The organism is Paracoccus sp. J55, from assembly GCF_000513975.1.
Classification (GTDB): domain Bacteria; phylum Pseudomonadota; class Alphaproteobacteria; order Rhodobacterales; family Rhodobacteraceae; genus Paracoccus.
In genome coordinates this window covers 50,666-69,534 of record NZ_AZVA01000020.1, presented here as the reverse complement: position 1 = coordinate 69,534, position 18,869 = coordinate 50,666, and the positions used below count along the sequence as shown (strand labels likewise).

General features: G+C 68.9%; 19 protein-coding genes. 13 read left to right on the top strand and 6 right to left on the bottom strand.

Annotation, left to right across the window (positions count from 1 at the left end):
* A partial coding sequence (locus tag PARJ55_RS23400) for a helix-turn-helix domain-containing protein (RefSeq protein WP_036714145.1) occupies positions 1-146 on the bottom strand: 146 nt, incomplete at its 3' end.
* Between the two features lie 45 nt (positions 147-191).
* On the opposite strand from PARJ55_RS23400, the gene PARJ55_RS24590 reads away from it, so the two are divergent.
* From PARJ55_RS24590 to PARJ55_RS0115215, 11 genes are all read left to right on the top strand, one after another.
* Positions 192-359, top strand: coding sequence for a hypothetical protein (locus PARJ55_RS24590; protein WP_232215721.1), 168 nt, complete (start codon positions 192-194; stop codon positions 357-359).
* A gap of 568 nt (positions 360-927) precedes the next feature.
* On the top strand, positions 928-1,692 hold the full coding sequence (locus tag PARJ55_RS0115260) for a GntR family transcriptional regulator (RefSeq protein ID WP_028713824.1): 765 nt from the start codon (positions 928-930) through the stop codon (positions 1,690-1,692).
* 62 nt (positions 1,693-1,754) lie between these two features.
* Positions 1,755-2,930, top strand: a complete 1,176-nt coding sequence (locus PARJ55_RS0115255) for an ABC transporter substrate-binding protein (protein WP_028713823.1) — start codon at positions 1,755-1,757, stop codon at positions 2,928-2,930.
* Positions 2,931-3,014: 84 nt separating this feature from the next.
* On the top strand, positions 3,015-3,869 hold the full coding sequence (locus tag PARJ55_RS0115250; RefSeq protein ID WP_028713822.1) for a branched-chain amino acid ABC transporter permease: 855 nt from the start codon (positions 3,015-3,017) through the stop codon (positions 3,867-3,869).
* A 12-nt stretch (positions 3,870-3,881) separates the two neighbouring features.
* Positions 3,882-4,916, top strand: coding sequence for a branched-chain amino acid ABC transporter permease (locus PARJ55_RS22275; RefSeq protein WP_051416301.1), 1,035 nt, complete (start codon positions 3,882-3,884; stop codon positions 4,914-4,916).
* The gene (locus PARJ55_RS0115240; RefSeq protein WP_028713821.1) at positions 4,913-5,665 is read left to right on the top strand and encodes an ABC transporter ATP-binding protein; all 753 of its coding nucleotides are present in this window, start codon (positions 4,913-4,915) and stop codon (positions 5,663-5,665) included. Before PARJ55_RS22275 ends, PARJ55_RS0115240 begins: the two co-directional genes overlap by 4 nt.
* On the top strand, positions 5,658-6,377 hold the full coding sequence (locus tag PARJ55_RS0115235) for an ABC transporter ATP-binding protein (RefSeq protein WP_028713820.1): 720 nt from the start codon (positions 5,658-5,660) through the stop codon (positions 6,375-6,377). The genes PARJ55_RS0115240 and PARJ55_RS0115235 overlap by 8 nt, the downstream gene beginning before the upstream one ends.
* Positions 6,374-7,564 carry a cytochrome P450 gene (locus tag PARJ55_RS0115230; protein WP_028713819.1) on the top strand — a complete coding sequence of 397 codons (1,191 nt, stop codon included), beginning with the start codon at positions 6,374-6,376 and terminating at the stop codon, positions 7,562-7,564. The genes PARJ55_RS0115235 and PARJ55_RS0115230 overlap by 4 nt, the downstream gene beginning before the upstream one ends.
* Before the next feature lie 9 nt (positions 7,565-7,573).
* Positions 7,574-8,758 carry a cytochrome P450 gene (locus PARJ55_RS0115225; RefSeq protein ID WP_028713818.1) on the top strand — a complete coding sequence of 395 codons (1,185 nt, stop codon included), beginning with the start codon at positions 7,574-7,576 and terminating at the stop codon, positions 8,756-8,758.
* 28 nt (positions 8,759-8,786) lie between these two features.
* Positions 8,787-9,107: a 2Fe-2S iron-sulfur cluster-binding protein gene (locus PARJ55_RS0115220; protein WP_036697625.1), complete on the top strand. Its 321-nt coding sequence runs from the start codon at positions 8,787-8,789 to the stop codon at positions 9,105-9,107.
* Positions 9,108-9,116: 9 nt separating this feature from the next.
* The gene (locus PARJ55_RS0115215; RefSeq protein WP_028713816.1) at positions 9,117-10,328 is read left to right on the top strand and encodes an NAD(P)/FAD-dependent oxidoreductase; all 1,212 of its coding nucleotides are present in this window, start codon (positions 9,117-9,119) and stop codon (positions 10,326-10,328) included.
* A gap of 178 nt (positions 10,329-10,506) precedes the next feature.
* On the opposite strand, the gene PARJ55_RS0115210 is transcribed toward PARJ55_RS0115215, so the two are convergent.
* Positions 10,507-10,713: a hypothetical protein gene (locus PARJ55_RS0115210; RefSeq protein ID WP_028713815.1), complete on the bottom strand. Its 207-nt coding sequence runs from the start codon at positions 10,711-10,713 to the stop codon at positions 10,507-10,509.
* A gap of 739 nt (positions 10,714-11,452) precedes the next feature.
* Between PARJ55_RS0115210 and PARJ55_RS0115205 the strand changes: the two genes are divergently transcribed.
* Positions 11,453-13,012: a BCCT family transporter gene (locus tag PARJ55_RS0115205; protein WP_028713814.1), complete on the top strand. Its 1,560-nt coding sequence runs from the start codon at positions 11,453-11,455 to the stop codon at positions 13,010-13,012.
* Between the two features lie 134 nt (positions 13,013-13,146).
* Here PARJ55_RS0115205 and PARJ55_RS0115200 read toward each other — a convergent pair whose 3' ends face one another.
* The 4 genes from PARJ55_RS0115200 to PARJ55_RS0115185 form a co-directional block, all read right to left on the bottom strand.
* Entirely contained in the window at positions 13,147-15,192 is a 2,046-nt protein-coding gene (locus PARJ55_RS0115200) for a catalase (RefSeq protein ID WP_028713813.1), read from the bottom strand.
* A gap of 165 nt (positions 15,193-15,357) precedes the next feature.
* Positions 15,358-16,557 carry a 3-oxoadipyl-CoA thiolase gene (gene pcaF / locus PARJ55_RS0115195; RefSeq protein WP_028713812.1) on the bottom strand — a complete coding sequence of 400 codons (1,200 nt, stop codon included), beginning with the start codon at positions 16,555-16,557 and terminating at the stop codon, positions 15,358-15,360.
* Position 16,558: 1 nt separating this feature from the next.
* A complete protein-coding gene (locus PARJ55_RS0115190) occupies positions 16,559-17,230 on the bottom strand; it encodes a 3-oxoacid CoA-transferase subunit B (protein ID WP_028713811.1) in 672 nt (223 codons plus the stop codon).
* Positions 17,227-17,976: a 3-oxoacid CoA-transferase subunit A gene (locus PARJ55_RS0115185; protein ID WP_028713810.1), complete on the bottom strand. Its 750-nt coding sequence runs from the start codon at positions 17,974-17,976 to the stop codon at positions 17,227-17,229. The genes PARJ55_RS0115190 and PARJ55_RS0115185 overlap by 4 nt, the downstream gene beginning before the upstream one ends.
* 108 nt (positions 17,977-18,084) lie before the next feature.
* Between PARJ55_RS0115185 and PARJ55_RS0115180 the strand changes: the two genes are divergently transcribed.
* Positions 18,085-18,843 carry an IclR family transcriptional regulator C-terminal domain-containing protein gene (locus tag PARJ55_RS0115180; protein WP_028713809.1) on the top strand — a complete coding sequence of 253 codons (759 nt, stop codon included), beginning with the start codon at positions 18,085-18,087 and terminating at the stop codon, positions 18,841-18,843.
* Positions 18,844-18,869 lie beyond the last annotated feature (26 nt).

The following is an 18,869-nucleotide window of genomic DNA, read 5'->3' as shown; positions in this document are numbered from 1 at the left end:
ACCTCGGCCGTCCGTCGGTAGCCCGGTGGCACCGAGAAGGTCATCATCTTCGCAACCGTGTCACGCGAGATGTTGAACACCCGCGCCGCTTCCCGCTGGCTCATGCCTTCCGCGCAAGCCTGGCGAACTCTCAGATATAGGTCCACGCTGTAAATCCTCACGCCCTCCCTGCCGCCGCAGAAAGGGAATAGGTGGACGACTTTTACGCCGCCCGCAGCAGCACCAAGCCACCGCTACCGTGGACGAATTTCTCACCGCCGTTCTCAGTCGCCTTCCTGGCCGCGGAAGAGGCAGGTTTCTGCACCGGCCAGGTCTACACCGTCGATGGCGGCCGGATGGCGAAACTGAGCCTTCCGTAGTTCTGGTCCTGACCCGATTGCCGGCAATCCCCTTGCGCGCCGGGCCGCCTTGGCGCGTGTCTTGGCACATGCGTGAAGAGGATCAGATCAGGATAATCCGACTTATGTAATCTAATCTTCATCCATCGCGCCACCTGTCGCGGATCGTTTGCACTGGATGCCGCGTCTGCTGCTGCGCCGCTTGCCCGCAGAAACGACCAGCGCGCGGATCTTGAGTGCTGACCCGTTCGCGCCTCGACTCGCCATGATGCAGCCACCCTTGCCGCCGCTTCGCCTGCCGAGCCGGTGCGAACAGTCAAAGCCGCTTGCCGATTAGAAATGCCCGCCTGCGCATGTGTCCATCCATGCGCTGCCGCATCGGGAATCATGCGAGCAGTCCGGCTGTGGAACGGCATGGCAGGAGTGGTTCAGGAGCGCCTCAATGTATACATCGCGGTGCTCCGCATGTTGATATGTATACATCATTATCGCTTTTAAGCAAAAATAATACGACTTTGGTGGCATATATGCCAAGAATATTTGCCGGCTGCAGTTATTGATGTATACAAACATGCAGGGAGAACGCGCAATGAACAGCAGAGAATCGCTCAGGACCGGCACCACGCAGACGGTGCGCGCCGCCATGACGCTGCGCGACATGATCATCGGCGGCCGGCTGGAGCCCGATCAGCGCTATACCGAGACCCAGCTGGCCGAGATGCTGTCGATGTCGCGCACGCCCATCCGCGCCGCGCTGCAGCGCCTGACCGACGAAGGCCTGCTCAGCCCGATCGCCGCGGGCGGCTACATGGTGCGCCAGTTCCTGCCCAGCGAGATCTCGGAGGCGATCGAGCTGCGCGGCATGATCGAGGGCTTCTGCGTGCGGCTGCTGGCCGAGCGCGGCATCGCTGCCGACGCCATCGACCGCATCGCCGGCATCTCGGACCGCATCGCCGCCCTGCTGGCCAAGGAGGACTTCGCCCGCACCGACCTGCCGATCTATGAGCGGCTGAACGCCGAATTTCATCAGGGGCTGGTCAACGCCACTGAAAGCAGCCTGCTGATCCAGGAGGCGGCGCGCGCCAACGGCCGGCCCTTCGCCTCGGCCAGCGCGCTGGTCGGGATGTATGAAAGCGACCGCGCGGCAAGGCAGCATCTGCTGATCGGCCAGGACCACCACCGCATCGTGGTCGAGGCGATCCGCCAGCGCCAGGGCGCGCGCGCCGAGGCCATCATGCGCGAGCATGCCCGCCTGTCGCAGCACAACCTGTCCCGCGCCATGGCGACCAGCGGCACGCTGGACCAGATCCGGGGCGCCGCGCTGATCCGTCAGCCGGACGAGGCGACAGGCTGACCCGCCAAACGAGTCAACGGCAGCAGAGGAACTGCCGCAAGCCAGAAAGGGAGGAAAACCATATGCAAAGACGAAGCCTGCTGCTGGGCGCTGTCCTGGCGGCCTCGACCGCGCTTGCCGGTCTGCCGGCCATGGCCCAGGCCGAGCCGTTCAAGGTCGGGCTGATCCTGCCCATGACCGGGCCCTTCGCCTCGACCGGGCGGCAGATCGAGGCGGCGGCAAAGCTGTATATCGCCGAGCATGGCGACGAGGTCGCGGGCCGCAGGATCGAGCTGATCGTCAAGGACGATGCCTCGGTCGCGGACACCACCAAGCGGCTCGCGCAAGAGCTGATCGTGCGCGACAAGGTCGGCGCGCTGGCCGGGTTCGGCCTGACGCCGCTGGCCATGGCGACCGCGCCGCTGTCCACCCGCGCCAAGGTGCCGACCGTGGTGATGGCGGCGGCGACCTCGTCGATCACCGAAACCTCGCCCTATGTGGTGCGCACCAGCTACACCACGCCGCAAGTCACCTCGAAGATCGCGGAATGGGCCGCCACGGAGGGGATGAAACGCGTCGTCACCGTGGTCTCGGACTATGGCCCGGGCATCGATGCCGAAAAGACCTTCACCGAGGTCTTCACCGCCGCCGGCGGCACGGTCGAGAACCTGCGCGTGCCGCTGCAGAACCCGGATTTCTCGCCCTTCCTGCAGAAGGTCGCCGACAGCAAGCCCGACGCGATCTTCGCCTTCGCGCCTTCGGGCGTGGGCGCGCAGTTCATGAAGCAGTTCGTCGAGCGCGGGCTGGACAAGTCCGGCATCCGGCTGCTGGCCGATGGCGGCATCACCGACGACGACATCCTGGACGGGATGGGCGATCCGGCCCTGGTCGCGATAACCGGCTTTCACTATTCGGCCGCGCATGACAGCCCGGCGAACAGTGCCTTTGTCGAGGCGTTCCAGAAGGCCAATAACGGCATGCGGCCGAATTTCATGGCGGTCGGCGGCTATGACGGCATGCACGCGATCTATGCGGCGCTGGAAAAGACCGGCGGCGAGGGTTCCGGCGACGCCATGATCGAAGCGATGAAGGGCCTGTCCTGGGAAAGCCCGCGCGGCCCGGTCAGCATCGATCCCGAGACCCGCGACATCGTCCAGAACGTCTATCTGCGCCGCGTCGAGCGCCGGGACGGCCAGCTCTGGAACGTCGAGTTCGAGACCTTCGAGGCGGTGAAGGACCCGGCCAAAGCCGCGCCCTGACGCAGACCTCCCCTTTCGCGGACCCGTTTCCGCCGCGCCGGCCCTCGGCGCGGCCCGGGGATCCGCATGCCAAGGAAACGCGCCATGTCAACCATCCTGATAGACGGGATCGCCTACGGAATGCTGCTCTTCGTCATGGCTTCGGGACTGGCCGTCACGCTGGGGCTGATGAATTTCGTGAACCTTGCCCATGGCGCCTTCGCCATGATCGGCGGCTATGTCACCGCGCTTGCCATGAACCGGCTGGGCGTGCCGTTCCTGCTGACGCTGCCCCTGGCCTTCCTGGTGCCGGCGCTGATCGGGGCGGTGGCCGAGCGCACGCTCTATGCCCGGCTCTACCGGCGCAGCCATCTGGACCAGGTGCTGTTCTCGATCGCGCTGGTGTTCATGGCGATGACGGCGGCGGACTGGCTTCTGGGCTCCAGCCAGATGCTCATCACCCTGCCCGGATGGTTGCAGGGCCGGTTCGAGATCGCCGGCATCGGCGTCGGCCGCTACCGCGCCTTCCTGATCGTCCTCTGCGCCGTGCTGGTCGTGGCGCTGCAACTGGTGCTGGCCCGCACCCGCTTCGGCGCCAGGCTGCGCGCGGCGGTGGACGACCAGCGCGCCGCGCGCGGGCTTGGCATCAATGTCGGCGGCATCTTCGCCGCGACCTTCGCCGTGGGATCGGGCCTTGCCGGGCTTGGCGGCGCGCTGGGGATCGAGATCATGGGGCTGGACCCGACCTTCCCGCTGAAGATCATGGTCTATGTGCTGATCGTGGTCACCATCGGCGGCACCGCCAGCCTGACCGGCCCCTTCCTCGCCGCGCTGATCATCGGCACCGCCGATGTGGCCGGGAAATACTACATCCCCGAGCTCGGCGCCTTCCTGATCTACCTGCTGATGATCGTGCTTCTGATCCTGCGCCCGCAGGGCCTGATCGCCCCGGCCCGCTAAAGGACGACCCCGATGACCGACACCACCTTCGCCACCCCGCTCCGTGCCGAGCCGGCCGGAATCGAGCGGCGCGCCGCCCGCGACCTGCTGCGCCGCAGCCGCTGCAAGCCGGCCGAGATCCTGTTCTGGCTCGCCGCCGCCGCCAGCTTCTTCCTGCTGCCCGACCGCCACCTGCTTCTGTCCGAGATCGCCATCCTGGGGCTCTTCGCGCTCTCGCTGGACCTGATCATCGGCTATGCGGGCGTGGTCTCGCTGGGGCACGGCGCCTTCTTCGGGCTGGGCGCCTATGTCGCCGGGCTGACCTCGATCCACCTGACCGGAGAGCCGCTGGCCGGGCTTGCCCTGGCCGCGCTGGCCGCCGGGCTGCTGGGACTGCTGACCGGGCCCCTGCTGCTGCTGCGCGCCTCGGACCTGACGCGGCTGATGGTGACGCTGGGTATCGCCATGCTGCTGCTGGAGGCGGCGAACCGCGCCGCCTGGCTGACCGGCGGCGCCGACGGGCTGCAGGGGGTGATGATCGACCCGCTGCTCGGGCGTTTCGAATTCGACCTGTTCGGCACCACGGCCTATGCCTATTGCCTGATCGTTACCTTCGTGCTGTTCCTGATCGCCCGGCGCGTGGTGACCTCGCCCTATGGGCTGTCGCTGCGGGCGATCCGCGACAATGCGCTGCGCGCCCGCAGCATGGGCATCCCGGTCGGGCCGCGCCTCCTGGCGATCTATGCCTTCTCGGCGGTGATCGCCGGCATCGCCGGGGCGCTGCTGACGCAGACGACCATGTTCGTGTCGCTGGACGTGCTGGCCTTCCACCGCTCGGCCGACGTGTTGCTGGTGCTGGTGCTGGGCGGGGTCGGCTATCTTTACGGCGGGCTGATCGGCGCCATCGCCTTCAAGCTGCTGCAGGACTGGTTCTCGGCCCTCACCCCGCAATACTGGATGTTCTGGATGGGGCTGGTCCTGCTGGTCATCGTGCTGATCGGCCGCGACCGCATCGACGCCCTGCCCCGCGCCATCCTGCGCCGCATCCGCAAGGAGGGCCGGGTATGAGCGCCGCCTTGCAGACCATCGCGCTAGAGAAACGCTTCGGCGGGCTGACGGCCACCGACAAGGTCTCGCTGACGTTGCGGCACGGCGCGCGCCATGCGCTGATCGGGCCGAACGGCGCCGGCAAGACCACCTTCGTCAACCTGCTGACCGGGGTGCTGCCGGCGAATGGCGGGCAGATCCTGCTTGACGGGCAGGACGTCACCCGCAAGGGCCAGATCGAGCGGGCCCGGCTGGGCATGGGCCGCACCTTCCAGATCAACCAGCTTTTCGGCGCCATGACGCCGGTGGAATCCATCGGCCTCGCGGTGTCCGAGCGCATGGGTGGCGGCAGCGATTTCTGGCGGCGCGTCGGCACCCGCAGCGACATCCTGAACGAGATCGCCGAGCTGGTCGAACGCTTCCGCCTGACCGAGGTGATGGACCAGCCGACACGGCTGCTGCCTTATGGCAAGCAGCGCCTGCTGGAGATCGCCCTGGCGCTGGCCTCGAACCCGCGCGTGCTGCTGCTGGACGAACCGGCGGCGGGTGTCCCCGAGGCCGAGCGCGCCGAGCTGCTGGAAACGCTGGGCGAATTGCCGCGCGACGTGTCGATCCTGCTGATCGAGCACGACATGGACCTGGTCTTTGCCTTCGCCGACCGGATCACCGTTCTGGTGAACGGCGCGCTGTTCGCCGAGGGCAGCGTGGCCGAGATCATGGCGGATCGCCGCGTCCAGGAGGTCTATCTGGGGAGCGAGGAGCATGCCTGACATCCTGACCATCGAGAAGCTGCGCGCCGGCCATGGCGAGGCCGTGGTGATCCCGGCGCTGGACCTGCGGCTGGCCGAGGGCGAGGCGCTGGCCGTGCTGGGCCGCAACGGCGTGGGCAAGACCACGCTTCTGGACAGCATCATCGGCGTCACCCGCCGCTTCGGCGGCCGGGTGGTCCTGGCCGGGCGCGACATCTCGGCGCTGTCGCCCGAGGCGCGCGCCCAGGCCGGCATCGGCTGGGTCCCGCAAGAGCGCAACATCTTCCGCTCGCTGACGGTCGAGGAGAACCTGACCGCCACGGCGCGGCCCGGCAAATGGGACCTCGCCCGCATCTACGAGATGTTTCCCCGGCTGCAAGAGCGGCGCGCGAACATGGGCAACCAGCTTTCGGGCGGCGAGCAGCAGATGCTGGCAGTCGGCCGGGCGCTGATGCTGAATCCCCGCGTGCTGCTGCTGGACGAGCCGACCGAGGGGCTGGCCCCGATCATCGTCGAGCAGCTGCTGGCCTCGATCCGCCGCATCATCCGCGACGAGGGCGTGGCCACGATCATCGTCGAACAGCACGCCCGCAAGATCCTGAAGGTCACCGACCGCGCAGTGATCCTCGACCGCGGGGAAATCGTCCACCAGGCCGCCAGCGCCGCGCTGCTGGCCGACCCGACGCCTCTGGAAAGCCATCTGGGCGTCATCGCGAAAGGAGCCGCAGCATGAGCCTCGACACGCCGGTCCTGCCCCGTTCCGGGCTCGATCCGTTCGGCATCGATTTCTTCGACGACCCCTATCCCGAGCACGAGAAGCTGCGCGAGGCCGGGCCCGTGGTCTGGCTGGAACGCTATGGCGTCCATGGCATCGCCCGCTATGCCGAAGTGCATCGGGTCCTGAACGACTGGGCCGCCTTCTGCTCGTCCCGCGGGGTCGGGCTGCAGGATTTCAGACGCGAAACGCCCTGGCGCCCGCCCAGCCTGGTGCTGGAAACCGACCCGCCCGAACATGACCGCGCCCGCAAGGTGCTGGCCCGGGTGCTGTCGCCGCTGACCATGCGCGAGCTGCGCGACGGCTTCGCCGAGGCCGCCGACGCGCTGATCGCCGGCCTCGTGGGGCGCGAGATCGACGGCATCGGCGATCTGGCCGAGGCCTTCCCGCTGTCGGTCTTTCCCGACCGCATCGGTCTTGCCCGCGAAGGGCGCGAACATCTGCTGCCCTATGCCGGGCTTGCCTTCAACGCCTTCGGCCCGGACAACGCGCTGCGCCGCGAGGCGATGGCGCGCGCTGCCCCCCATGTCGCCTGGGTGACCGAACAGTGCCGGCGCGAAAACCTGTCGCCCGACGGACTGGGCGCCCGCATCCATGCCGCCGCCGACAGCGGCGAGGTGACGCCGGACGAGGCGGTGCTTCTGGTCCGCTCGCTGCTGACGGCCGGGATCGACACCACGGTGAACGGCATCGGCGCGGCGCTTTACTGCCTTGCGCGCTTTCCCGACCAGTTCCAGGCCCTGCGCGCCGATCCGAAGCGGGCGCGCAACGCCTTCGAGGAGGCGGTGCGCTTCGAAAGCCCGGTGCAGACCTTCTTCCGCACCACCACCCGCGCGGTCGAGCTGGGCGGCGCCACCATCCCCGAAGGATCAAAGGTGCTGATGTTCCTGGCCTCGGCCAATCGCGACCCGCGCCGCTGGGACCGGCCCGACCAATACGACATCGCCCGCAAGACCTCGGGCCATGTCGGCTTCGGCTCGGGCATCCACATGTGCGTGGGCCAGCTTGTCGCCCGGCTGGAGGGCGAGGTGGTGCTGGAGGCCCTGGCCCGCCACGCCGACGCCATCGAGATCGCCGGACCCCCGGTCCGGTCCTACAACAACACGCTGCGCGGGCTGGCACGCCTGCCGCTGCGCATCCGCTGAGAGGTTGCCATGCTTGACCTGCCCATCGCGCCGCTGGACGAGACCATCACCATCGACCAGCTCACCCTCGCGCCCTATCCGATCTACAAGCGCCTGCGCGCCGAAGCGCCGGTGCTGCGGGTGAAATCCGTGGGCCGCACGTTCCTGACCAAGGCGGCCGACTGCAAGTTCGTCAAGGACACGCCCGCGATCTTTTCCTCGGACGATCCGAACACGCCGATGAAACGCGCCTTCCAGGCGCATACGCTGATGCGCAAGGACGGGCCCGAGCACATGGCCGAGCGCATGGCCATGGCCCCCGCGCTGATGCCCAAGACCATCCAGGAGGTCTGGGCGCCGCTTTACCGCAAGCTGGCCGACGACTATCTCGACCGGCTGCCGCGCGGCGAGGTGGTCGATCTGCACAAGGCGCTGTCGGCCCCCATCGCCGCCCGCATCCTGGCCCATATCCTGGGCATTCCCGAGGCCACGGACGAGCAGATGATCTTCTGGTCGCAGGCGCTGATCGACGGGGCGGGCAATTTCGGCTGGCTGCCCGAGCCCTTCATGATCTCGGACCATGCCAATCTGGAAATGGACGCGCTGCTGGCCAGGGCGGTCGAGCGGGTGCGCGCCGAACCCGACCGCTCGGCGCTGTCGGTGATGGTGAACGCGGAAAACCCGATCCCGATGAGCCAGATCGTCGCCAATATCAAGATCGCCATCGGCGGCGGCATCAACGAGCCGCGCGACGCGCTCTCGACCATCGTCTACGGGCTGCTGACCGAGCCGGAACAGCTGGAGGAGCTGCGGCGCACCGGCAAATGGGGCGCCGCCTTCGAAGAGGGGGTGCGCTGGGTTGCGCCGATCCAGGCCTCGTCCCGGCTGGTGCTGGAGGATGTCGAAATCCGCGGCTTCTACATCCCCAGGGGCGACACGGTGATGACGATCCAGGCCTCGGCCAATCACGACGAGGAGCTTTTCGACCACCCCGAGCGGTTCGACGCGTTCCGCGCCAGGAATCCGCACCAGTCCTTCGGCTCGGGGCCGCATCATTGCGGCGGCGCCCATGTCGCGCGGCGCACCGTGGGCGCGATCATGCTCGAGGCGCTGTTCGAGCGTTTCCCGAACATGGCGCTGCCCGATCCCGAAATCGTCATGTGGCGGGGCTTCGGCTTCCGCGGGCCGATCAACCTGCCCGTGGCTCTGGGCTGACCCCGGCAAATCGCAAGGAGAAATCACCATGAAGATCACCTTTATCGCCGCGGACGGCAGCGAAACCCGGGTCGATGCCGCCGAAGGCGAAAGCGTCATGCAGGCCGCCGTGCAGAACGACGTGGACGGCATCATCGGCGAATGCGGCGGCTCGATGATGTGCGCGACCTGCCATTGCTATGTCGACGACGGCTGGACCGAGGCCGTCGGCGGGCAGCAGGACGGCGAGAGCGACCTGCTCGATTGCGCCGCCTCCGAGGTCAGGCCGAGCAGCCGGCTGTCCTGCCAGATCCGTATGCGGGCCGAGTTGGACGGCGTCGTCATCCACCTGCCGGAATCGCAGCTTTAAGGAGAGGCCATGCAGCGCATCGTCATCATCGGCACCGGACAGGGCGGCCAGCAGATGGCCGCCAGCCTGCGCCAGGAGGGATTCCAGGGCGAAATCCTGATGCTGGGCGAGGAACCCGGCCTGCCCTATCAGCGCCCGCCGCTTTCCAAGGCCTATATGGCGAACGGCAATGCCGCGGCGCTGCTGCTGAAACCGGCAAGCTTCTACGAACGCTCGGCCATCGTGCTGCGGGACGGGGTCCGCGTGGCGGCGATCGACCGCGCGGCGCGCGAGGTGGTGACCGGGGACGGCGCGCGCCACCCCTACGACCATCTGGTCATCGCCACCGGGGCACGGAACGCCCCGCCGCCGATCCCGGGCCTCGATGCGCCGGGCGTGGTCGAGCTGCGCAGTCTGGCCGATGCCGAACGCATCCGCCGCCGTCTGGCCGCGACCCGTCACGCCGTGGTGGTGGGCGGCGGCTTCATCGGGCTGGAATTCGCCGCCATGGCCCGCGCCGCCGGCGTGGCTGTCACCGTGGTCGAGGCGGCGCCGCGGCTGATGTCGCGGGCGCTGTCGCCCGAGATGGCGGACTGGTTCCTGACGCTGCACCGCGAGATGGGCAGCCAGGTTCTGCTGGACGCGCCCGTTGCCGGCGTGCTGGCGGGCGCGGACGGCCGGGCCTCGGGCGTCGTGCTGGCTGACGGGCGCGAGGTTTCCGGCGATCTGGTGCTGATGGCGACCGGCGTGCGGCCCAACAGCGAACTGGCCGAGGCGGCAGGGCTGGCCTGCGCCAACGGCATCCTTGTCGATGCCACGCTGGCGACCGCGGATCCGGCGATCTCGGCCCTGGGCGACGTGGCGGCCTTTCCCGGACCGCTGGGCCGGCCTCTGCGGCTGGAAACGGTGCAGGCGGCGGTCGACCATGCCCGCCACATCGCGCGCCGGCTGGTCGGCGGGGCCAGCGCCCCCTATGCGGCGGTCCCGTGGTTCTGGTCCGATCAGGGCAAGGCCAAGCTGCAGATCGCCGGCCTGCTGACGGGTGCCGACCGCACCGTCGTCCTGCCGCAGCCCGAGGCCGCGCCCGTGGTGCTGCTGTTTCGCGGCGGCCATCTGGCGGCGGTCGAGACGGTGAACGCAGCAGGCATCCACATGGCCGCGCGTCGGATGATCGGCTGCCCCCTCGCGCAGCTCGAGGCGCATGGCTTCGACTTGCGCGCCGCGATGAAGGCCGCGGCCTAGCGCCTGGCGCGGGCGGCCGTTCCGGGTTTCCCGCCGCGGCTTATCCGGGATGACCGCCGCGCCGCCGGCCGGGTCGGGCGGCCGGGCAGCACCGATCAGGCCCAGCCGGCCGGTGAAGCCGGTGAACCGCCGCGCGGCTGCCGGCATAGCCGGCCGGCCGTGCTGCGGGTGCCCGGCTTCATTTGCGGGCGCTCGCGCCGTCCCAGAGCACCCATAGCCAGAACAGGCCGTGCAGCACCGCGCCGATGCAGGCGCCCCGCTCGGCCTGGCCGAAGACCCAGCCGACCAGCGCGCCGATCTCGATGCCGAGCGCCAGCGACATGACGAACCAGATCAGCCCGCCCAGCAGCCTCGTCAGCCAGTCGCGATCGTGATCCAGCGTCATCCGGGCCGCCCCTCCCGACATGCCGCCGCCGCGGCCGGCCGGCCGGTGCCGGGATCGGCCGCCCCGGCCCGCGGCGCGCAGGGCGTTCTGTGCCGCCCGTCCGCGGCAAGGGTCGTGCTGGTCATGGTCGCGTCCTGTCCGTCCTGAAAACAGGATGCCTCACATTCGGCCCGGCGCACGCGGATTTTTGTATGAAGTTGTTGCCGGGGCGGCGGGATGCGGGCCAATGCCGCAATTCCGGCGGCCGGCAAACCCCCGGACGCGCATCGAACCGGCGCGGGGATCAATCCGAAGTTGTAGCCGGGGACAAGGAAGCGGCCCCCGGTCCTGCTCCGGCACGCGCCATGATTCGCGGCTGGCAGGCATGGGCCGCGCCCGGGGCGATCCGACCGGAGGGGCGGCGACCCCCGCCTCGTCTGCCCCGGCGCAGGGCTGGCCGGGGGCGGCGCGCAGCCACGCGGCCCGAGGACGCTTTTGCCGCGCAACATGTCGGTTGAGTGCGCTTTGCCCGGGGGCGGATGTCCCATCCTCGGGTCCGAAGGCACGCGCCCCGGCCGGCAAGCCGTGCGGGATGCCGATGCGCGGGGCGCCGGCGACCGGCAAGCATGGGGCCGCATCCGGCCGGCGGCCGCGGGCATCGCCCTGCGGCCCGTGACGCGCGGGCCCATCGCCCCGGGACAGCGGCCGAAACGGCCGCAGCCCCGGCGCGTCCTGGAGGAGACTGCGGAGGAGATCGCATATGCAGACAAGGCCCGAAAGGGGCATCAACCCCGGCGTCTTCTGGCCCGCCATCGCCATTGCGGGGGGCTTCGTGATGTGGGGCGTCCTGGCGCCGGACAGCCTGGCCGCCCGCGCCACCGCCGCGCTGAACTGGATCATCCGGGTCTTCGGATGGAGCTTCGTCATCTCGACGGCGTTCTTCCTGGCATTCGCCCTGTTTCTGGCCTTCAGCCGCTTCGGCAGGATCAAGCTGGGCCATGACGACGAAAGCCCGGAATTCTCGACCCGGTCCTGGATCTGCATGATGTTCAGCGTCGGCATGGGGATCGGGCTGATGTTCTGGGGCGTGGCCGAACCGATCAGCCATTACGGCACCCCGCCGCACGGCCTGGCCGAGCCCGGGTCGCGCGACGCGGCGCTGCTGGCGATGCAATACGCCTATTTCCACTGGGCGCTGCATCCCTGGGCGATCTATGCCATGGCCGGGCTGGCGATGGCCTATTTCAGCTATCGCCGCGACCTGCCGATGCTGGTCTCAAGCGCCTTCCACCCGCTCTTGGGCGACCGCGTTCACGGACCCATCGGGCGCACCATCGACGTGCTGGCGATCATCGCCACGCTGTTCGGCACCGCGACCTCGCTGGGACTGGGTGCGCAGCAGATCAACAGCGGCCTGAACTACCTGTGGCAGACCGGGGAATCGGCGACCATCGCGCTGGCCATCATCTCCGCACTCTCGGTGCTGTTCATCCTGTCGGCGGTGTCGGGCGTGGGCCGGGGCATCCAGTTCCTCAGCAACATCAACATGGTCGTCGCCGTGCTGCTGCTGCTGTTCCTGGCGCTGCTGGGCCCGACCGTCTTCATCCTCGACACGCTGATCGAGGCGATGGGCTATTACTTCGGCGACCTGGTGTCGATGTCCTTCCGCACCTCGGCCTTCAGCGACAGCAAATGGCTGGCCAGCTGGACGATCTTCTACTGGGCCTGGTGGATTTCCTGGGCGCCTTTCGTCGGCGTGTTCATCGCCCGCATCTCGCGCGGGCGCACCATCCGGGAATTCGTCGTGGGCGTGCTGATGATCCCCAGCGCCGTGACCTTCATCTGGTTCTCGGTCATGGGCGGCAGCGCGCTGTTTTCCGAGCTTGCCGGCGCCGGCGGGCTGGTCGAGGCCGTCGCGCGGCAGGGCGAGGCGGTGTCGCTGTTCGCGCTGCTCGAACAATATCCGCTGGCGGGGCTGACCTCGACCGTGGCGATGTTCCTGGTGGCGATCTTCTTCGTCTCGGGGGCGGATGCGGCCTCGGTGGTGATGGGGATGCTGTCCTCCTACGGCACGACGCATCCGCGCGCGGGCGTGGTGGTGCTCTGGGGCCTGCTGGCGGGCGCCTCGGCCTCGGTGCTTTTGGTGATGGGCGGGCTGAACGGGCTGCAGACCGCCTCGATCATCGCGGCGGCGCCGTTCCTGGTGGTGATGGTGGGGCTTTGCGCCTCGCTGTGGAAGGGGCTGCTGGACGATATCGAGGTCCATGGCCATTTCGAGGAGATCGACCCCCATACCGGCGGCATCAAGGACCATCCCTGACCGGCCCCGCGCCTGCCCCCGCCAGGGCGCCGGTGCCGTCGCCCCGGCCCCGGCCGCACCCGTTCCGTCGGCGGACGGTGGGGGGCGCCCCCGCCCCCTCGCCCTTCTGGTAGAGGGGGCGGGCACCGGCAAGGTCAGGCCAGGTCGCGCAGCGTCGCCTCGCGCGCCCAATAGCGGCGCTTCGCGGTCTCGGGCAGCCGGTCATAGGGCACGACGCCCTCGTCCGGCGCGATTCCGGCGCGGTCCAGGATGACCTGCGATCCCTTGCAATGCCCGATGGCCTTCAGATGGGCATAGGCGTCCATGACGAAGCCGATGGCCGCGGCATCGCGGGCCAGCTTCTGCGCCGCCTCGGGCGCCAGGATCATCCCAACGGCATCGAACAGCACCGAGGGCGAGCCGGCGAGCTGGCCGTCCGCCTGCATCTCGCCGCCCTGCAGCTTCAGCGGGCCCAGCTTGGGGGCGATGGTGAAGACGCTGCCGCCCTCGGCCCGGATCGCGGCGATCAGCCCGTCGATCCCGTCCTTGTCCGAGCCTTCGTCGAAAAGCAGGCCGACCTTGCGGCCCTTGAGGGTCTCGTTCCAGTTCTTCTGGATCGACAGCGCATCCGAGGGGTCGAGGTCCAGCGGCGCGCGGAAGGGCTTGGCGGCCTCCGGCAGCGCCATTCCCAGCCCCTTGGCCACCCGTTCCGCCAGCACTTCATCGATGTTGCGCAGCTGGCTGACGACGCGCCGCCGCACATGCTCCAGCTCCACCTTGGACAACTCGAAGACCAGGGCCGAGGCGATATGCGCCTGCTCGTTCTCGGTCTGCGAGCGCCAGAACAGCCGCGGCTGGCTGTAATGGTCGCCGAAGCTCTCGGCCCGGATGCGCAGCTTGTCGCCCTGCACCCCGGCCGGGGCGGTGGCGAAGCCCTCGGCGCTGGCGCGGGGGCCGGGGTCCTCGCCGGCCTCGTCCAGGCTGTTCGGCTCGTAATTGGCGCGGCCGCTGGGCACCCGGGTCTGCATCATCCCGTCGCGCATCATGTTGGCATAGGGGCATTTCGGCGCATTCACCGGGATCTGGTGGAAATTCGTCGTGCCCAGCCGGGATTTCTGCGTGTCGAGATAGGAAAACAGCCGGCCCTGCAGCAGCGGATCGTCGCTGAACTCGATGCCCGGCACGATGTTCGAGGGCAGGAAGGCGACCTGCTCGGTCTCGGCGAAGAAATTGTCCGGGTTGCGATCCAGCACCAGCCGGCCGACCACCCGCAGCGGCACGATCTCTTCGGGGATGATCTTGGTGGCGTCCAGCACGTCATAGGGCAGGCTGTCGGCCAGCGCCTGGTCGAAGATCTGCAGGCCCAGATCCCATTCGGGGTGATCGCCCGCGGCGATCGCCTCGTAGAGGTCGCGGCGGTGATAATCGTTGTCGGCGCCCTGCAGCTTGGCGCTTTCGTCCCAGACCAGCGACTGCATGCCCAGCCGCGGACGCCAGTGGAACTTGACGAAATGCTCCTCGCCCTTTTCGTTGACCAGCTTGAAGCTGTGCACGCCGAAGCCCTGCATCATCCGGTAGCTGCGCGGGATGGCGCGGTCGGACATCGCCCACATCACCATATGCAGGCTTTCCGGCATCAGCGAGACGAAATCCCAGAAGGTGGCATGCGCGGTCGCGGCCTGCGGATAGCCGCGGTCGGCCTCCATCTTGACCGCATGCACCAGGTCCGGAAACTTGATCGCGTCCTGGATGAAGAAAACCGGGATGTTGTTGCCGACCAGATCCCAGTTGCCGGCTTCGGTATAGAACTTCACCGCAAAGCCGCGCACGTCGCGCGGCGTATCGACCGAGCCCGCGCCGCCCGCGACGGTCGAGAAGCGGACGAAGACCGGGGTCTTCTTGCCCTTCTCGGCGAAGAGGCCGGCGCGGGTCAGCTCGGGGATCGGGTCGGTGCATTCGAAATAGCCATGCGCCGCCGAGCCGCGGGCATGCACGATGCGCTCGGGGATGCGCTCGTGGTCGAAGTGGAAGATTTTTTCCCGCAGCAGGAAATCCTCCAGCAGCGTCGGGCCGCGATGGCCCGCGCGCAGGCTGTTCTGGTTGTCCGAGATCGGGATGCCGTGATTGGTGGTCAGCGTCTCGCCGCCGCGCTGCTGCGTTTCGCCGGCATTGCCGCGTTCCGTCTGGTAAGAGCGTGCCATCTTTCCTGCCTTCTTCCGAGGTGGGGGCGGCGGGAAGGCTGGGCCGCCCGCCGCGGGCTCGGGGGGCCAACGTCACGGCAGGGCGCGGGTTCCATGCAGCCCGCATCGGCACGCCACGGGATCCTTGGGCTTTCGCGGCATCCGGCGGTTTCGGAGGGAGCGCGCCTAGACCCTCTCCAGCGCCACGGCGATGCCCTGGCCGACGCCGATGCACATGGTCGAGAGCGAGCGCCGCCCGCCGGTCCGGGCCAGTTCCAGCGCCGCCGTGCCGGTGATGCGGGCGCCCGACATGCCCAGCGGATGCCCCAGCGCGATGGCACCGCCGTTCGGGTTCACCCGTGGGTCGTCCTCGGCGATGCCCAGCTGGCGCAGCGTGGCGATACCCTGCGCGGCGAAGGCTTCGTTCAGCTCGATCACGTCGAAATCGGCCGGGGTCAGGCCCAGCCGCGCCATCAGCTTCTGCGACGCCGGCGCCGGGCCGATGCCCATGATGCGCGGCGGCACGCCGGCCGTCGCCCCGCCCAGCACCCGGGCGATGGGCGTCAGGCCGTGCTTCCGGGCCGCCGCCTCCGAGGCCAGGATCAGCGCCGCCGCCCCGTCGTTCACCCCCGAGGCATTGCCCGCCGTGACCGAGCCGTTCGGAAACAGCGGCCGCAGCTTGGCCAGCGCCTCGGCCGTGGTGGCGCGGGGATGCTCGTCGGTATCGACCACGATGGGCTCGCCCTTGCGCTGCGGGATCGTCACCGGGGTGATTTCCTGCGCCAGCCGGCCGCTGGCGATCGCCGCCGCCGCCTTCTGCTGCGAGGCCAGCGCCATGGCATCCTGCGCCTCGCGCGAGATGCCGTAATCGTCGGCGACGTTCTGGCCGGTCTGCGGCATCGAGTCGGTGCCATAGGCCGCCTGCATGGCCGGATTCACGAAGCGCCAGCCGATGGTGGTGTCGTGGATCTCGGCATGGCGGGAAAAGGCAGTCTCGGCCTTGGGCAGCACGAAGGGCGCGCGCGACATCGACTCGACGCCGCCGGCGATCATCAGCCCGGCCTCGCCCGCGGCGATCTGGCGCGCGGCGACCAGCACCGCGTCCATGCCCGAGCCGCAAAGCCGGTTGATGGTGGTGCCCGGCACTTCCAGCGGCAGGCCGGCGAGCAGCAAGGACATGCGGGCGACGTTGCGGTTGTCCTCGCCGGCCTGATTGGCACAGCCATAGATCACGTCGTCGACCGCCTGCCAGTCGAGCCCGGCATGCCGCGCCATCAGCGCGCGCAGCGGGATGGCGCCCAGGTCGTCGGCCCGCACCGGGGACAGCGCGCCGCCGAAGCGGCCGATGGGCGTGCGGATATAGTCGCAGAGGAAAACTTCGGTCATGTCACAGCTCCGGTGCGATCAGGTCGCCGACCGCTCCGTCCAGATGCAGCCGCGCGCCGGTCACGGCTTGCAGGTCGTCAAGGGAAATCGTGACCAGCTTCTCGCGCAGCACGAAACGGCCGCCTTCGATGTCCACCACGGCGAGCGAGGTATAGACCCGGGTCACGCAGCCCACGCCGGTCAGCGGCAGGGTGCAGGCCTCCAGCAGCTTCGGCTTGCCGTCCTTGGTGACGTGATCGGTGATGACGGCGACGCGCTTGGCACCATGCACCAGATCCATCGCGCCGCCCACCGCCGGCACGCCCTTCGGCCCGGTGGACCAGTTCGCCAGGTCGCCGTTCTGCGCCACCTGATAGGCGCCGAGGATCGCCACATCCAGATGCCCGCCGCGCACCATGGCAAAGCTGTCGGCATGGTGGAAGAAGGCCGCGCCCGGCTTCAGCGTGATCGCCTTCTTGCCGGCATTGATCAGATCCCAGTCCTCCTCGCCCGCCGGCGGGGCCTCGCCAAAGCCCAGCACGCCGTTCTCGGTATGGAACACCGCCTGACGGCCGGGGGGCTGGAACTTGGCGACCATCTCGGGAAAGCCGATGCCCAGGTTCACATAGGCGCCGTCGGCGATGTCCTGCGCCGCGCGCCAGGCGATCTGGGCGTTGGAAAGCTTCGTGGTCATGCCTGCACCTCCTGGGGACGGACGGGGGGATGGGCCGCATCGGCGCGGTTCAGCGCCTCTTCCTGCGCCGGGTTGGCGACCTCGACGATGCCGGAGACGAAGATGCCCGGCGTCACCACATGCTCGGGGTCGATGCCGCCCGGCGCGACCGCTTGCGTCACCTGCGCGACGGTGCGCGCCGCCGCCATCGCCATCAGGGGCGAGAAGTTCCGCGCCGCCATGCGATAGGTCAGGTTGCCGTAATGGTCGCCCAGCTCGGCCTTGATCAGCGCGAAATCGGCCTTGAGCCAGCGTTCCTGCACATAGGGCCGGCCGTCGAACTCGGCGACCGGCTTGCCCTTCGCCAGATCGGTGCCGTAGCTCGTCGGCGTATAGAAGGCCGGGATGCCGGCGCCGCCGGCACGGATGCGCTCGGCCAGCGTGCCCTGCGGGACCAGTTCCAGCTCGATCTCTCCGGCCAGATACTTGTCGGTAAAGACCCGCGGATCGGCCGAGCGCGGGAAGGAACAGACCATCTTGCGGACCATGCCCTGCTCGATCATCGCGGCGATGCCGACATGGCCGTTGCCGGCGTTGTTGTTGATGACGGTCAGGTTGCCGGGGCTGCCGGTGGCCAGATAGCGGTCGATCAGCGCGTGGATCAGCTCGATCGGCGCGCCCGAGCCGCCGAAGCCGCCGATCATCACCGTCGCACCGTCCGGAATGCCGGCGACCGCCTCGGCCAGATTGGGGATGCGTTTGTCCATGACCTCCTCCTGCGGGTTCCGGGGATGTCATGCGCGCATGGCCGTCGTGATGCCAGAGATTTCGTGCGTATGTTGACATTTGTTCAAACTGCGTAAAAATCTGTGCGCATGGTGAACAAGACCGATTTCATCGCCTCGCTGGCCAAGGGGCTTGGCGTGATCGAGGCGTTCCGGGCGGAACGTCCCCGGCTTTCCATCGCCGAGGTGGCCGAGGCGACGGGGCTGGACCGGGCGACGGCGCGGCGCTGCCTGCTGACCCTGCACGAGCTGGGCTATGCCGATTACGACGGCAAGTTCTTCACCCTGACGCCGCGCGTCCTGCGGCTGGGCATGGGGGCGCTGGCGGCGCTGCCGCTGGCGCAATTGGTGCAGCCCTGGCTGGACCAGCTGTCCGAGCAGATCGGGCAATCCACCTCGGTCTCGATCCTCGACGGGACCGAGATCGTCTATCTGGCGCGGGCGGCGCAAAGGCGGGTGATGTCCATCGGGCTGATGCCGGGTTCGCGGCTGCCGGCGCATTGCACCTCGATGGGCCGGGTGCTGCTGGCCGCCCTGCCCGAGCCCGAGGCGCGCGCCATCGTCGAGCGGTCCGACCTGACGCCGCGCACCCCGCACAGCCTGACCGCGCCGGACGAGATCATGGCGCGCATCCGGCAGGCCCGCGCCGAGGGCCATGCGGTGATCGACCAGGAGGTCGAGTTGGGCCTGCGCTCGCTTGCCGTGCCGCTTTACAACGCGCATGGCCGGGTGGTGGCGGCGCTGAACACCGGCGTGGCGGCGGTGCAATCCTCGGCCGGCGAGCTGGCGGCGCTTTACCTGCCCGCGCTCCTGAAGGTGCAGGAGGGGCTGCGCCGGGTGCTGCGCTGAGGCCGGGGCGACGGGGGCGGCTTGGC